Consider the following 14,485-nt stretch of genomic DNA (forward strand, 5'->3'; position numbering starts at 1 on the left):
TCCCGGCCCCGGCCGGCGCCGTCCTGGCGCGGCCCGGCCCGTGGATCGCGCCCGGGCCGCCGGTCAGCGCGGCTGGAACTGCGGGCCCTGCGGGGGCAGGGCGAAGGCCTCCTGCGGCGCGGGCTGCTGGGCGGCCGGCGGGGGCGGCGGGGGGATCGCCGGAGCCTGCGGGTAGCCGTAGCCCGACTGCTGGGCGGCGGCCGGCTGCTGGGGAGCCCCCCAGGCCGGCTGCGGGTACGGCTGCTGCGGGGCCTGCGGGTAGCCGTAGCCGGGCTGCCGGGGCGGCTGCTGCGGGTAGCCGTAGGCCGGCTGCGGGTGCTGCTGGGGGGCCGGCGGCGCCACCGGCGGTGCGGTGGGCGGTGCGAGGGGCGGCGGCGCGGTCGGGGGCGTGGCGGGCGCCAGGGTGTACGTACCCGGCTCGGAGCGGGGATCGGGGCGCGGGGTGTTGCGCGGGTCCTGGGCGGGCTGCCGCGGGGCCGGCTCGGCGCTCTCCGGCTCGTCCTCGACGGTGATGCCGAAGTCGGTGGCCAGGCCGATCAGGCCGGAGGCGTACCCCTGCCCGACCGCGCGGAGCTTCCAGCCGCCGTCGCGGCGGTAGATCTCGGCGGCCAGCAGCGCGGTGACCTCCTCGGCGTCCGTCACCGAGAATTCGGCCAGCGCCGGGGCGCCCTCGCCCGCCGCGGCGTCGAACAGCAGCACCCGCAGGCGGACCACCGCGCGGAACGAGCCGCCCTCGGCGGAGCCGGCCAGCACCACCCGGTCGACGTCCGCCGGCAGCTTGCCGAGCTCCACCTCGATGGTGTCCGCGACCTCGCCGTCCTGGCCCGTGCGGTGCTTGGGCAGGTGGCGCACCAGGCCGGAGGGGTGCCGGGGCTGGTTGTAGAAGACGAAGTCCGCGTCCGACCGGACCCTGCCGTCGGCGCCGAGCAGCAGCGCCGAGGCGTCCACGTCCGGCGATCCGGGTACGGCGTTCCAGCGCAGCACGGCGCGGACCGCGGCCACCGGCAGCGCGACGTTGGCGCCCTTTGCCATCACGTGCGTCATAGCGGACCATCCTGCCCGTTCGCCACCCATTCGGACAACGTGGCCGAAGGTGGCCGAAGCGTGCAGGCCTTTGCCGACTGCTTGCGCTTTGTGAAGTGGACGGTAACCTTCCGAGAATTCAATGTTTCGACGGAACATTCGGCCGGAACGGTCCGTACCATGGGCGGCCTGGGGCTTCGGGGGGTTTCAGCAGCTCAGCGGCGCCGCCGGCCCCTCGTACGCGCAACGGCGCGCGGCACGCGGGCGCCCTCCCGTACCGTCCGCGCGCGGACGTGACCCCGCACCGGGAACCACGGCACCCGGCCGACCGGTTGTCGACGTGTCGGCGCCCCACCGCCGAGCAGGACCCACCCAGCGCCACCACCGCCGTGACCACGCCCGATCCACCCCCGGCCCCGCCGCCCGGCGAGCCGCACCCTCCTGAGGAGAGCCCCTTGCGCCACTTCGGCCACCTCGCCGACGACGTACGCGAACGCCTCTTCCTGGAACAGCCGGGGGGCTTCGACCGGGACAGCGAGGCGGGCGTGCTGTCCACCGCGCTGGGTGCCACGCTGTACTGCCCGGCCACCCGGGAGACGCTCGGGGCGGACGTCCGCAAGCAGGCCGCGCGGGGTGTCGTCTCCATGGTGCTCTGCCTGGAGGACGCGATAGCCGACCACGAGGTGTCGGCCGCCGAGGCCAATCTGGTGGCCCGACTCGGCGAATTGCACACATCTCGCACACAGGATCTACCCCTTCTCTTCATCAGGGTTCGCGCCGCCGGTCAGATCACCGATCTCACCCGCCGGCTCGGCCCCGCCGTCGGCCTGCTCTCCGGCTTCGTCCTGCCCAAGTTCACCGAGGAGAGCGGCAGCGACTTCCTGGAGGCCCTGGCCGCCGCCGAGGAGAGCAGCGGCCACCGGCTGTTCGCCATGCCGGTGCTCGAATCCCCCGAACTCGCCCACCTGGAGACCCGCCGCGAGCAGCTCTTCGGCATCTCCCGGCTGCTCGCCAAGCACCGCGAGCGGATCCTCGCCGTCCGCCTCGGTGTCACCGACCTCTGCTCCGCGTACGGCCTGCGCCGCTCGCCCGACCTGACCGCCTACGACGTCGCCCTGGTCGCCGCCGTCATCGGCGACGTGGTCAACGTGCTCGGCCGCGCCGACGGCAGCGGCTACACCGTCACCGGGCCGGTGTGGGAGTACTTCCCCGTCCAGGAGCGGATGTTCAAGCCCCAGCTGCGCCGCACCCCGTTCGCCGCCACCGACCCCCCGGGCGAGGCCGTCCGGCAGCGGATCATCGAGCACGACCTGGACGGCCTGATCCGCGAGATCGAGCTCGACCGCGCCAACGGCCTGCTCGGCAAGACCTGCATCCACCCCAGCCACGTTCCCGCCGTGCACGCCCTCTCGGTGGTCACCCACGAGGAGTTCTCCGACGCCCGCGACATCCTGGACCAGGAGCGCGGCGGCGGCGGGGTGCTGCGCTCGGCGTACACCAACAAGATGAACGAGGCGAAGCCGCACCGCGCCTGGGCGGAGCGGGTGCTGCTGCGCGCCGAGGTGTTCGGGGTGGCCCGGGAGGACGTCAGCTTCGCCGAACTGCTGGCCGCCTGCCTCTGACCCGCACGGCGGCCCGCCACCCGGGCGGCCGCATCCCCGCACACCCGTACACCCGTACGCTGGCCGTCGGCCCTTCGGTCCCGGTCCGACCGCCGACCCGGGCGCCGAGGCCCGCCGGCCGTGACCGGGCGCGGGGCGACGGCACCCGCCCGCCCGGCGTGCACGCCAGGCGGGCGTACACCGCTGTACGCCCGCCTGACACCTCGGCCTGATATGCACGCCTGACACGCACATGAGCCGGCCCGCGAGCAGGCCCACGGGCGAGCCGGACCCGCACGTACGCCGCACACGCATGTGAACAAGCACGAAAGCAGGAGCAGTGACAGCACAGGACGCCCCCACCGGCCCCACCGCCACCGCCGCGACGGCGCCGTGGACGGGCCGCTGGGTCACCGACCGGCTCGGCATCGGCCTGACCGGATCGGACCGGCTGCCCGAGTTCGTCGGACTCGCCCTGCGCGAGAACAAGAAGCGCGCCCACCTGCTGGTCTCCAACGTGCTCGGCAAGCACGTCCCGCAGAGCCCCGGCGTCGTCCACGGCGCCGGCCTCGACCTCGGCCGCCGGGTCCGCGAACTCCTCGGCGAGGACGCCTCCCGGCAGGCCGTCGTGCTCGGCTACGCCGAGACCGCCACCGGCCTCGGCCACAGCGTCGCCGACGCTCTCGGCGCGCCCTACCTGCACTCCACCCGGCGGCCGGTCGAGGGCGTCACCCCGGTCGGCGGTTTCGAGGAGGAGCACTCGCACGCCACCTCGCACCTGCTGCTCCCCGCCGACCCCGCCCTGCTGGCCGGCGACGGGCCGCTCGTCCTGGTCGACGACGAGTTCTCCACCGGCAACACCGTCCTCAACACCATCCGCGCCCTGCACGCCGGCCACCCGCGCGCCCACTACGTGGTGGTCTCGCTGGTCGATCTGCGCGGCGAGGCCGACCGCTCCCGGCTGGCCGAGGCGGCCGCCGACCTCGGTGCCCGCCTCGACCTGGTCGCCACCGTCAGCGGCGGCGTCCTGCTGCCCGCGGACGTCATGCCGCGCGCCCAGGCGCTGATCGACGGCGCCGGGCCCCCCGCCGCGCTGCCCGACGGCCCGCCCGCCCCCGTCACCCGGGTCGAGCTCGGCTGGCCCGCCGGCCTGCCCGACGGCGGCCGGCACGGCTTCACCCCCGAGCACCGGGCCGCCCTGGACACCGCGCTGCCCGAGCTGACCAAGCAGCTGCTCCGGGGCCTGGTCGCCGGCCCCGCCACATCGGAGCCCGGCCTCGCCGCCGTCCCCCGGGTCCTCGTCCTCGGCTTCGAGGAGCTGATGTACGCCCCGCTGCGGCTGGCCGGCGGCCTGGCCGGCGTGCTCGGTGAGGAGAGCGTCCGGTTCTCCACCACCACCCGCTCCCCGGTCCTCGCCGTCGACGACCCCGGCTACGCGATCCGCACCCGGCTCGCCTTCCCCGCCCACGACGACCCGGCGGACGAGGGCTCCGGCGAGCGCTACGCCTACAACGTGGCCCCCGGCAGCGACCCTCGCCGCCGCTTCGAGGCGATCGTCCTCGTCGTCGACGACCACGGCGACACCCCCGCGCTGCACCAGGGCGAGCGGGCCCTGCTGCGCCAGCTGCGGCAGGTCACCGACCACGTCGTGCTCGCCGTCCTGCCCTCCTACCGGCCGGGCGCCGCCGCCCCGTCCGTCCTGCCGTCCGACGGACCGGGCGCCGCCGCCCCGTCCGTCCCCGTACCGCCCCCGGCCGCCTGATGGGCCGGGACCCTCGTACGCACGCGACCGACCACGGGCCCGCGAGCGACCATCAGCCCGAGAACGACCGCCGGCCCGGGACCGACCACCGGCCCGCGTCCGACAATCAGCCGCGCACCAGACCGAAGGCGAACATGACCACGCTGCCCCCCAGCACCGCGACCACACCGCGCCCGCTGTACGGCCCGGAGTTCTCCTCCTACGCCGCCGCCGATGTCACCTGGCTGCTCACCGACCTCTCCGACGTCCCGCTGGAGGCCCCCACCGAGGAGCGCGAGGAGGCCGTGCAGAGCGGCGGCGCGCACTACGCGGAGTCCCTGCCCGTCGAGTACCAGCCCAGCCCCGAGTACCAGGAGCTGTTCCACCAGGCCCTGCGCACCTCCGCCCGGCGGATCGCACTGGCCGTCGGCACCGTCGCCGAGACCCTGCTGCGCGAGCGCGGCCGCGGCCTCGTACTCGCCTCCCTCGCCCGGGCCGGCACCCCGGTCGGCATCCTGATCCGCCGCTGGCTGGCCTTCGCCCACGACCTCGACACCCCGCACTACGCGGTGTCGATCGTCCGCGGCCGGGGCATCGACCCGGTCGCCCTGCGCTACCTCGCCGCCCACCACAACGCCGCCGACGTGGTCTTCGTGGACGGCTGGACGGGCAAGGGCGCGATCACCCGCGAACTCGCCGAGGCGCTCGTCGGCACCGACTTCAACCCCGAGCTCGCCGTCCTCGCCGACCCGGGCGGCTGCGTGCGCACCTACGGCACCCGGGACGACTTCCTGATCCCGTCCGCCTGCCTCAACTCCACCGTCTCCGGCCTGATCTCACGTACCGTGCTGCGCGCCGACCTGATCGGCCCGGACGACTTCCACGGCGCCAAGCACTACGCCGACCTGGCCGGCGCCGACGTCTCCAACTCCTTCCTGGAGACCGTCGCCGATCACTTCGAGGCCGTTCGCGAGGAGGCCCTCGCCGCCGCCGCGCAGCTGGCGGAGGTGGACCGCACCCCCGCCTGGGAGGGCTGGGCCGCCGTGGAGCGGATCAGCGCCGAATACGGCATCGACAACGTCAACCTGGTCAAGCCCGGTGTCGGCGAGACCACCCGGGTGATGCTGCGCCGGGTGCCCTGGCGCGTGCTCGCCCGGCGCGGCGCCGGCGCCGACCTCGACCACGTACGACTGCTGGCGGCCCAGCGCGGGGTACCCGTGGAGGAGGTCGACGACCTCCCCTACTCCTGCGTCGGCCTGATCCACCCCCGCTACAGCCGAGGCGCCGTCGGCGAAGCCGGCACCGCCGTCCTGACGAAGGAGGCCTGACGCCTGATGAGTACCGACCGACAGTTCCTGGTGGCGAGCGACCTCGACCGCACCCTGATCTACTCCAACCGCGCCCTCGCACTGGACGTCCCCGACCGGCTGGCACCCCGCCTGCTCTCGGTCGAGGTGCACGACGGCAAGGCGCTCTCCTTCATGACCGAGCAGGCCGCCGAGCTGCTGGTCGAGCTCGTCGGCGCGGCCGTCTTCGTGCCGGCCACCACCCGCACCCGAACCCAGTACGAGCGGGTCAACCTGCCCGGCCCGACGCCCGGCTGGGTCCCGCAGTACGCGATCTGCACCAACGGCGGCCAGATCCTGGTCAACGGCGTCCCGGACCAGGACTGGCAGGCCGAGGTCCGCACCCGGCTGGAGGCCGCCTCCGCCCCGCTCCGCGAGGTCGTCGAGCACCTGGCCCTGGCGGCCGACCCGGAGTGGACCCACAAGCGCCGGGTCGCCGAGGACCTCTTCGCCTACCTGGTCGTCGAGCGCGCCGAACTGCCGGCCGGCTGGCTCGACGAACTCACCGCCTGGTGCGCCGAGCGCGGCTGGACGGTCTCCCTCCAGGGCCGCAAGGTCTACGCCGTGCCGGCCCCGCTCAGCAAGAGCGAGGCCCTCGCCGAGGTCGAACGCCGCCTGGGCGGCGCCACCGTGTTCTCGGCCGGCGACTCCCTGCTCGACGCCGAACTCCTGCTGGCCGCCGACGCCGGCTGGCGCCCCGGCCACGGCGAACTCGCCGACTCCGACTGGACGGCACCCGGCGTCACCGCCCTCACCCAGGTCGGCGTCGCGGCGGGCGAGGAGATCGTCCGTCAGATCCTGGACCGCGTCCGGGCCGGCGCCCGCCCCGGGGCGGCCCGGACCGCGCCGGCGCGGTAGGGGAGCGGAGCCGGCGCGGTAGGGCCCGCAGGCGCGGGCCTGGGAAGCTACGTGCCCGGGCCTGGGACGCAACGCGTCCGGGTCAGCCGCAGCAGCCGCCACCGCAGCAGCCGCCGCCTCCACCGGAGGGGGCCTGCTGCGGTGCGGCCGAGCCGCCGCCCACGCCCGTCACGGCGACGGTGGAGAGCAGCTTGACGGTGTCGGGGTGCCCCTGCGGGCACACGGCCGGATCGTTGGCCTGGGCCATCGCGCGGCGGAGCTCGAACGTGGCGCCGCAGGAGCGGCAGCGGAAGTCATAACGAGGCATACCCGCAGGGTACCCAGCCGATCAGCCCGTGGGCACGCCCCGGTCGCGCTTCTGCCGGACGTACACCTGCTTGCGTACCCGCGCGACGACCGAGCCGTCCGCCGCCACCACCTCGGTGTCGAACCAGATCAGGGCCTTCTTGCCGTCCTGGGTCAGCTCGCGGATCTCGGCGAGCCGGTCGTCGGTCAGCGTGAACTCGGCGAAGATGTCGCCGCGTCCCGGCGAGACGAAGCTGATCTCGGCGGCGGCGTCCCACACCACGTAGTCCCGGCCGAGGTTCTGCATGACCAGCAGCATCCAGAACGGATCGGTCATCGCGAAGATCGAGCCGCCGAAATGGGTACCGACGTAGTTGCGGTTCAGCCGGCCGAGCCGGAGCCGGACTTTCGCGAAGCGGAAGTCGTCAGCGACCGACAGCACCCGGATGCCTGCGCAGAGGAAGGGCGGCCAGAGGTTGATCCCACGCCGGAAGGTCGCGGCGGTCATGGTGCGCTTACGTGCCATGGGAGGACTCTAGCCGGTTAAGTTACTGGTGAGTAATGGCGCTGTGCGCTGTGCGCTGTGCGCCGGGTGGGGTCCGGTGTCCCTGATGCTGGTGGTTCCGCTCCAGCGGCCGACGGCTCCGTGCACCGCCCGCCGTGCACCGGCCGCCGGTTCCCGGCCGCCGCGTCCCGGGCCGCGGTCAGTGGTGGCCGCCCGCGCCCAGGTCGCCCCGGATCAGCTCCACCACCTTGGCCGCCGTCCCCCGGACCGCCGCCAGCTCACCCAGGAAGTGCCAGTAGTCCGGGTGCCGGCCCGCCGCCTCCAGCTCGGCGACCGCCCGGTCCAGGCGCGCCACCGCCGCGTCCAGCGGGCCCGCGTGCCGGGGGTCCGGCGCCTGCCGGCCGGACATCGCCAGCCGCTGGGCGTCCCGCAACGCGAACCGCGTCCGCTCGATCTCGCGGTGCGGGTCGTGCTCCACCTCGTTCAGCTGCCGCAGCCGGTCGTTGACCGCCGCCACCGAGTCGTCCGCCGTGGTCAGCAGCGCCCGCACGGTACCGATCGCGCCCGTCGCGTCCGGCCAGCGCTGCTCGTCCCGGGCCCGCGCCGCCTCGGCCAGCTTCTCCCGCGCCGCGCGCACCGCCTCGGCCACCTGGACCGGCACCCGCTGCAGGTCCTGCCAGCACGCACTGCTGAACCGGCGGCGCAGCTCGCTGAGTGCCGGCTCCACCGTCCCCGCCTTGGTCTCCAACGCCTGGATCCGGGTCCGCAGACTCGCCACCCGGCGGTCGATCTCCTGGGCCCGCTCCGGCAGCCGCTGCGCCTGCTCCGCGACCGCCTCCGCCCGGCGCGCCACGTCGTCGGCCCGTTTCAGCGTCGGCGCCACCCCGTGCTTGGAGGCCCCTTCGTTCAACCGGGTCAGCTCCGGTGCCAGCTCGGCCAGCTGCGCCGCGAGATCGTCCGCCTTCAGCCCGGCCGCCCGGACCGCCTCCAGCGCGGTGGTCGCCGTCAGCAGCGAACGCTTCGCCTTCTCGACGGCCGGCGTCACCCGCATCAGCTGCGACTCCGCCTGCTGCAGCAGCGGCTGCAGCCGTTGCAGGAACCCGTCCAGCTCAGCCTGCGCCGACCCGAGCTGCCCCTTCACGTCCTCCAGCCGGCGCCGTGCCTGCGTGGCCGCACCCGACTCCAGTTCCTCGGCGTCCAGGTCGTACGCGTCGAGCGCCGCCAGGTAGTTCACACTGACCTGGTCCACCCGCCCCGAGACCTGCTGGAAGTCGGCGAGCACCTGCCGCGCGGCCGCACTGTCCTCGGCGGCCCGCACCGTCTCCACCGCCAGCTGCACGTCCCGCTGCGCCGAGTCCAGCTCGTAGAACGCCTGCTGCGCGGCATCCCGGGCCGCCCGGGCATCGGCCCGCAAGGTGTCGTTGCGCCGCCACCAGCCGCCCCGGCCACCCGCCGCACCACCGAACGCCGCCGCCCCGGCGGCCCCCACCATCCCCGCCACCACCAGCGGCAACACCAGCGCCTCGACCGCCGCGCCCCCGAGCCGCCCCCGCCCGCTCCCGCCGGCCACTCCCACTCCGAGCTCCCTGCCTAGCCGTCCCGTCCCGCCCGACCACCCCGAAGGCCGGCCCGGCAGCTGATCCACCACCCCCATTCTTCCCGATCACCCCCACCGACCGGCACCCCTTGCACCGCAGCCGCACCCCGTGCCCGTCCAGCCCCGCACCAGCGCCCCGCCGCCCCCGTTCCCCGGCCCGTCCCCCGCCCGTCCCACTCCTCGGCCATGTGCACCGGACGGTCCCCCGGACCAGGTACTCTTGCCTTTCGTCGTGCCCCACGGGCCGCGACGGGGGGCGCGTAGCTCAGTGGTAGAGCGCTGCTCTTACAAAGCAGATGTCGGCGGTTCGAAACCGTCCGCGCCCACCAGCCAAAAGGCCCCGGACCGCGAGCGGTCCGGGGCCTTTGACATCAGAACCTGACATCAGTGGCGGCGCTTGAGCAGCCGGTCCATGTTGTCGAGCGCCAGACGCTGGGTGTCCTGAGCCACGTGGGTGTAGACGTTCATCGTCAGCCCGATCTGGCTGTGCCCCAGGATCTCCATCACCACCCGCGGCGGGACCCCGCAGGCGACGAGCAGCGTCGCGCACCCGTGCCGAGCATCGTGCAGCCGGATCACCGGCACGCCGGCCGACTCCGAGACCCGGACGAACGAGCGGTAGAGGTTGGTCGGCTCGATCGGCCGTCCGGTCCGGGTGGTGAAGATGTACCCGGACTCCTCCCACTTCTCGCCGGCCGTCCGCCGGATCTCGGCCTGCCGCATCCGGTGCCAGCGCAGCGCCGCCACGCAGATCCGGGGGAGCGGCACCGGCCGGCGCTTGCCGCTCTTGGTGGTGTCCGCGTACAGCTCCCCGCGGACCCGCTGCACCTGCTCCCGGATCACCAACACCCGGTTTTCCAGGTCTACTTCGGACCACTTCAGCCCCACGATCTCACCGCGCCGCATGCCGAGCGCGACCGCCAGCACGAACGCGGCGTACAGCGGGTCCTGCCGACCGGCCGAGAGGAAGGTCAGCGTCTGGTCGAGGGACCACGGCGTGACCTCCCGGCTGGTCACCCGGGGCGGCGGGACCAGCATCGCCACGTTGCGCACGATCAGCTCGTCCCGGCAGGCCGCGGTGAGCGCGGACCGCAGAACCCGGTGCGCCTCCTTGGCCGTGGCGGCGCTGGCCTGCGTGGTGACCTTCGCCAGGAACGTCCGCACATCGCGCGGGCTCAGCGACTCCAGCCCCTTCGAGCCGAGCAGCGGGACCAGGTAGAGCCGCACGTGCGTCTCGTACTTGGCCTGCGTCGTGCGCTTGCGCTGGGGCTGGATGAAGTGCTCCAACCAGTAGGGCAGCCACTCGGAGAGCCTCGCCGACCGGGTGGGCGTCGCGATGCCCTGCCGGTCGCGGTCGACCAGCTCCTGACGCGCGCGGTCGCACTCGTCCCAGGTCGCGCCATAGACGAACTTGCGGGCCCGAGTGCCGTCGGGCTGCGGGACGTAGACCGCGGCCTGGTACCGGCCGTCCTTGCGGCGGGTGACGGTGCCGGCCCCGTTGGGGTTGCGCTTGGCCATCAGGCGTTGTCCTCGGTCTGGTTGCGGATGTAGGCGGCGAGGCTGTCGACGGAGATTCGGCGGCAGCGACCGATGGTGAAGCTGGCGAGGGTCTTGCGTCGGATGAGGTCGTAGACGGTGCTCCGGCCGACCCGGAGCGCGGCCATGACCTCGGGCACGGTCAGGGCTTCAGGCGTGGCGGTCGTCATGGTCAGTCCTCCTGCGGCGGGGTGCGGGCGGTCGGAGGGGATTTGCCGTGGCGCGTGTGTCCTAGGTGGGGATTTCTGCGTCATTGCGTCATCAGCGTCATTCGGGCTTCTGACCTGCGGCTTTGTATGACGCAGCGGCCCCGGGGTGCGTCATGGGTGCGTCATGGGCTGCGTCATCGCATGACGCACCCATGACGCAGATGACGCAGGATGACGCGGCGGCCGTCGTCTGCGTCATGCCTGAAGCCGCAGGTCAGGGCCCGTTTTTCGGCCGCCATGACGCACATGACGCAGCGTCTTCCTACTTAGGAAAAAAGAGGGGGGTAGCTCTTGCAGTTCAGGTCCCCTCAGGGCGAGAAGGGGAGCCGCTGCGCGGCACGTCCTTCGTGCGGCTTCGCCGAACAGCAAGAGGAGCACCCGTTTCGCGGGGGCGGTGCTCCTCTTGCTGTTCGGGTGAACGCAGCACGGGTCAGAGCGTCAGCTGTTCGTGCGGCGGCACGGTGACCGGGCGGGTCATTTCGAGGTAGCGGCCCCTCATGGTTCGACCGGTGTCGATGAGGACGCCGCGAGCCGCAAGCGTCGGCTGAAGTCGCTTGAGCCGGTCGGAGAGCACCTTGCCGGTCGTCGGCCACCCCTTGGGCAGGGAACGCGGTTCGTCGCCGCTGTGGACGCGGCTGAGGCAGTGCAGCCACTCGGTTGAGGTCATCCGCTGCGCCTCCCCCGGGGCGATGGTCTCGGCGTGCCGCAGGACGGTCTGTGCGAGGAGATCGCCCTCGATCACGTCGTCGTTCAGGTCGTCCAGGCCGGCCCGGTAGGCGGCCAGCGCCCCCAGGCCGGTCGCGGCGTCGAGCTGCGCGCAGAGGTGGGCGAAGTCGGCCATCCGCAGATCGGTGGGGGTTTCCGCGTCGGCGGCGCGGACCTTGACCGTGAGGTCGAGCAGGGACCCGAGGACGACGGGCAGGGCCTGTTCGTAGTCCGCCCACAGTTCTGCTTCGGTGCGTCGGACGCGGGGCCGCTCCAACCGCAGCGGCAGGAGCCGTTCGGCGAGGTCGGGGCGGATGACCCCCACGTCGATGCCGGTGAGAAGCAGGGGCCGGCGGTAGGCGGCGCGGTGCACGTCCCCGTCGGTGAACAGAGCGCGCTTGACCGACTCGGCCCCGGTGACGATGCAGCACATCGCGTCGGAGAGGTCGGGGGTCATGTGGGAGAGGTTGTCCAGGGCGGTGACCCATCCGGCCGCGACGGCGGCGATCAGGTTCTCCTCATCCTTGGGGGCCCGGCGCAGGTCGCCGCTCATGCCTTCGACGATCCGCACCAGCATCCGGCCGGCGGTGGACTTGCCGGCGCCCTGCGGGCCGGTGAGGAACGGGGCGGGGACCGGCACGGACGGCCCCAGGCAGCCGATCAGCCAGGCGATGGCCAGGCACTCGGTCGCCGCGTTGACGAAGTTCGTCAGCCCGAACAGCAGGTCGATGCCCTTGCCGTCGGTGTCCTTGACGGGCAGCGGCAGTTCGCCGGTGAGCTGGGTACGGCGCCAGCAGACCTCTTGCGGGTCCGGCGTGAGGATGTCCCAGCCCGTGGGGTGGATGCGCACCGACTGCCCGTCGGCCCGGCCCAGGTCCAGCCACGTCGCCCCGTCGAACCCGGGGGCCACCCGGATGTGGACGGGCTGCACCTCCTCGACCAGGGCGAGCGCCTCGATGAGGTCCAACGCCTCCTTGAGCGCCGTGCCGTTGAACACGCCGATGCCGTCCCGGTACATGCCGACCATGAGTTCCTGGCGGTGGCTGCCGGTGGTGCCCTGGGAGCGGATCGGACGGGCCACGGGGTGCCCGTTCTTCTGCGCGTACACGGTCCCGTCGGCGGTGCGGAAGTACCGGAAGTGCGTCTGCGCGTAGTCGGCGATGATCTCGCGTGCGGGGTTCTTCTCGTCCTCGGCCATGGCTACATCCCCAGCCTGTGGAGGGCGTTGGTCCACGCGTCGGCGCAGTGCCGGGGCGATTCGCCCTTGGCACGGGCGGCCGCGAACAGCCGCTCCGTGTGCGCCGTGGTGAGGCAGCCGCACCGGCCGTGCGTCGCGAGCACCGCGAGGAACGCACCGAACACGGTGGCGTGGACCGCCCCGGCCGCGTCGGTGATGCGCTGCTCGGCCATGGCGATGCCCCGCGCCAGATAGGCCGGTGTGCGGTGCGGGCACCTCCCCCCGCCCCCGCCCCCGGTCGGGTCGGGCACGGTGACGGGCGCCGGCCGGACCGGCGCGGGCTCCCTCACCACCAAGGCACGGACGATGTCCGGCAGGGCGGTGGTGGTGCCGGTGCCGGGGCCGAGCCACCGGGCGTAGGCCATCGTGGACTTGATGTCCACGCCGGGCCGCACCGCGTTGGCGGACGGCATGGCGCCCCGGTAGATCCAGTGCTCGCCCCGGGTGGTGGAGACGGTCCGGGTGGCGGGCAGGTTCTCGCGCGCCCACGTGATGGCGTCCGCGTTGTCGAGGTCCACGACGGTCAGGCCCGCGCCGCCGGGGTGGTAGGCCACCGCCGCCGCCTCCCGCCACGCCCGCGCCCACGCCGGGCTGGTCAGGACGGCGTGGTCGGTGGTGGCGGCGGCCCATCCGTGGCAGGGCGCCGGGCAGGTGCAGGGGCCGGGGGTCTTCATGTTCGGCCGGCCGCCGCACGCGTTGCCGGCGCACTGCCGGCAGTTGCCGAACGGCACCTTCCCGGCGCGCAACGGCAGCACGGGCACGCGGCCCGTGGCTGCCAGGGAGAGAGCGGCGGGCAGGTGCTCTCCCCGGATGTGGGTCGGTTGGGTCATGCTGGGTGTCTCCAGTTCTCTGTGAAGGTTGCTGGATAGGCGGCGGCCCCGGTTCCTGGCGGGAGGGGGCCGCCGCCGTCGTTCATGGCGTTCTCGGCGCAGACCTTGTGCGATGGCCTGCGCCGGTCGTCACGCAGTGGCGTGGGGCGTCGGCACCAGTGGCAGGGCTTGTCGCGGGTGCGGTCGAAGTGGCGGGCGTCGCGCCAGTCCAGGCCCACGGCCCGGTGTCCTAGGCGGCGGCGCGGGCGGCGGGTGCGGCGCCGAGGTGGGCGGCGGCCTGGTGGCCGATGAGTTCGGTGTAGGCCGGGGGGATGGCTTCGGCCAACTCCCGCCGGTCGCCGGTCCAGTGGATGCCCATGGCGCTCTGCCACTGGCTCACGGTGCCTTTGCCGCCGCCGTTGCCGTAGACGGCGAAGTACGGGCCGGTGAACCACTGGCCGTGGCGCATCCCGGCGACCCGGCCCCGGTGCTTGCGGTGGGCGGGCTGGTCGAGGACGAGTCCGCCGCCCGCCTCGAAGCCGCGGTGCCGGATGACGGCCAGTCCGAACATCTCCCCGCACAGCGTGATGTCCCGGCGGAGCGGGGCGCCGAGGACGTTCTCCATGACCCAGGGGCGGCCGGTGGACTCCAGCGCGGCGCGGGTGGCGGGGATCAGCTGGGGGTAGGTGCGGCCCTTGTTGGTGCCGGCGGTGAGGGTGCATCCGGCCTGGCACGGCGGGGAGGCGTGGATCAGGTCGAACTCGGCGCCGTGCTCGCGGATGAACTCGACCGCGTCGCCCCGCACGAACCGGTGGGGGTAGTTGGGCTGGTCGGCGATGTCGATGCCGGTGACGTCGAACCCGGCGCGGTGGTAGCCGGTTCCGGCCCCTCCCGCGCAGCAGAACGCGTCCAGGACTTTCAGGACGGTGGTGGTGCGGTCCATGCTGGTGGTTCTCCTCGTCTCGTTGGTGCGAGCTGGGGGAACCGGAGCGGCCGGACGTTCCTGGCCGGGAGGGCCGGCCGCTCCGGGCAT

Annotated in this window: 11 protein-coding genes, 1 tRNA gene and 1 pseudogene; 4 read left to right on the plus strand and 9 right to left on the minus strand. The window is 73.7% G+C overall.

Going from position 1 to position 14,485, the window contains the following annotated elements:
* Nucleotides 1-63: 63 nt before the first annotated feature.
* A complete protein-coding gene (locus OG689_RS28325; protein ID WP_266323684.1) occupies nucleotides 64-1,044 on the minus strand; it encodes a TerD family protein in 981 nt (326 codons plus the stop codon).
* Between the two features lie 434 nt (nucleotides 1,045-1,478).
* On the opposite strand from OG689_RS28325, the gene OG689_RS28330 reads away from it, so the two are divergent.
* The 3 genes and pseudogenes from OG689_RS28330 to OG689_RS28340 all read left to right on the plus strand — a co-directional run bounded on the left by OG689_RS28330 (nucleotide 1,479) and on the right by OG689_RS28340 (nucleotide 6,569).
* Nucleotides 1,479-2,645, plus strand: coding sequence for an HpcH/HpaI aldolase/citrate lyase family protein (locus OG689_RS28330; RefSeq protein WP_266323685.1), 1,167 nt, complete (start codon nucleotides 1,479-1,481; stop codon nucleotides 2,643-2,645).
* A gap of 319 nt (nucleotides 2,646-2,964) precedes the next feature.
* A pseudogene (locus OG689_RS28335) lies at nucleotides 2,965-5,693 on the plus strand (phosphoribosyltransferase).
* Between the two features lie 6 nt (nucleotides 5,694-5,699).
* Complete coding sequence (locus OG689_RS28340; protein ID WP_266323686.1) at nucleotides 5,700-6,569, plus strand: HAD family hydrolase; 870 nt, start codon at nucleotides 5,700-5,702, stop codon at nucleotides 6,567-6,569.
* A gap of 82 nt (nucleotides 6,570-6,651) precedes the next feature.
* Here OG689_RS28340 and OG689_RS28345 read toward each other — a convergent pair whose 3' ends face one another.
* From OG689_RS28345 to OG689_RS28355, 3 genes are all read right to left on the minus strand, one after another.
* Complete coding sequence (locus OG689_RS28345) at nucleotides 6,652-6,876, minus strand: zinc ribbon domain-containing protein (protein WP_266323687.1); 225 nt, start codon at nucleotides 6,874-6,876, stop codon at nucleotides 6,652-6,654.
* Nucleotides 6,877-6,897: 21 nt separating this feature from the next.
* Entirely contained in the window at nucleotides 6,898-7,380 is a 483-nt protein-coding gene (locus OG689_RS28350) for a DUF4442 domain-containing protein (RefSeq protein ID WP_266323688.1), read from the minus strand.
* Nucleotides 7,381-7,558: 178 nt separating this feature from the next.
* Nucleotides 7,559-8,851, minus strand: coding sequence for a hypothetical protein (locus tag OG689_RS28355; RefSeq protein ID WP_266327486.1), 1,293 nt, complete (start codon nucleotides 8,849-8,851; stop codon nucleotides 7,559-7,561).
* Nucleotides 8,852-9,210: 359 nt separating this feature from the next.
* Here OG689_RS28355 and OG689_RS28360 point away from each other — a divergent pair.
* Nucleotides 9,211-9,285, plus strand: a tRNA-Val gene (locus OG689_RS28360).
* Between the two features lie 55 nt (nucleotides 9,286-9,340).
* On the opposite strand, the gene xerC is transcribed toward OG689_RS28360, so the two are convergent.
* The 5 genes from xerC to OG689_RS28385 all read right to left on the minus strand — a co-directional run bounded on the left by xerC (nucleotide 9,341) and on the right by OG689_RS28385 (nucleotide 14,395).
* Nucleotides 9,341-10,474, minus strand: coding sequence for a site-specific integrase (xerC, locus tag OG689_RS28365; protein WP_266323689.1), 1,134 nt, complete (start codon nucleotides 10,472-10,474; stop codon nucleotides 9,341-9,343).
* Nucleotides 10,474-10,662 (minus strand): helix-turn-helix domain-containing protein, encoded by a 189-nt coding sequence (locus OG689_RS28370; protein WP_266323690.1) that lies wholly within the window; start codon nucleotides 10,660-10,662, stop codon nucleotides 10,474-10,476. The genes xerC and OG689_RS28370 overlap by 1 nt, the downstream gene beginning before the upstream one ends.
* 469 nt (nucleotides 10,663-11,131) lie before the next feature.
* Nucleotides 11,132-12,604: an ATP-binding protein gene (locus OG689_RS28375; RefSeq protein ID WP_266323691.1), complete on the minus strand. Its 1,473-nt coding sequence runs from the start codon at nucleotides 12,602-12,604 to the stop codon at nucleotides 11,132-11,134.
* A gap of 2 nt (nucleotides 12,605-12,606) precedes the next feature.
* Nucleotides 12,607-13,473: a bifunctional DNA primase/polymerase gene (locus OG689_RS28380; protein ID WP_266323692.1), complete on the minus strand. Its 867-nt coding sequence runs from the start codon at nucleotides 13,471-13,473 to the stop codon at nucleotides 12,607-12,609.
* A gap of 229 nt (nucleotides 13,474-13,702) precedes the next feature.
* Nucleotides 13,703-14,395 (minus strand): DNA methylase, encoded by a 693-nt coding sequence (locus OG689_RS28385; protein ID WP_266323693.1) that lies wholly within the window; start codon nucleotides 14,393-14,395, stop codon nucleotides 13,703-13,705.
* Between the last annotated feature and the right edge of the window lie 90 nt (nucleotides 14,396-14,485).

Origin of the sequence: Kitasatospora sp. NBC_00240, from assembly GCF_026342405.1 — a bacterium.
Classification (GTDB): Bacteria; Actinomycetota; Actinomycetes; order Streptomycetales; family Streptomycetaceae; genus Kitasatospora.

Coding starts and splice junctions, on each gene's coding strand:
- OG689_RS28325 (WP_266323684.1), bottom strand. CDS start 1,044: ATGACGCACGTGATGGCAAAGGGCGCCAACGTCGCGCTGCCGGTGGCC.
- OG689_RS28340 (WP_266323686.1), top strand. CDS start 5,700: ATGAGTACCGACCGACAGTTCCTGGTGGCGAGCGACCTCGACCGCACC.
- OG689_RS28345 (WP_266323687.1), bottom strand. CDS start 6,876: ATGCCTCGTTATGACTTCCGCTGCCGCTCCTGCGGCGCCACGTTCGAG.
- OG689_RS28350 (WP_266323688.1), bottom strand. CDS start 7,380: ATGGCACGTAAGCGCACCATGACCGCCGCGACCTTCCGGCGTGGGATC.
- OG689_RS28355 (WP_266327486.1), bottom strand. CDS start 8,851: ATGGTGGGGGCCGCCGGGGCGGCGGCGTTCGGTGGTGCGGCGGGTGGC.
- xerC (WP_266323689.1), bottom strand. CDS start 10,474: ATGGCCAAGCGCAACCCCAACGGGGCCGGCACCGTCACCCGCCGCAAG.
- OG689_RS28370 (WP_266323690.1), bottom strand. CDS start 10,662: ATGACGACCGCCACGCCTGAAGCCCTGACCGTGCCCGAGGTCATGGCC.
- OG689_RS28375 (WP_266323691.1), bottom strand. CDS start 12,604: ATGGCCGAGGACGAGAAGAACCCCGCACGCGAGATCATCGCCGACTAC.
- OG689_RS28380 (WP_266323692.1), bottom strand. CDS start 13,473: ATGACCCAACCGACCCACATCCGGGGAGAGCACCTGCCCGCCGCTCTC.
- OG689_RS28385 (WP_266323693.1), bottom strand. CDS start 14,395: ATGGACCGCACCACCACCGTCCTGAAAGTCCTGGACGCGTTCTGCTGC.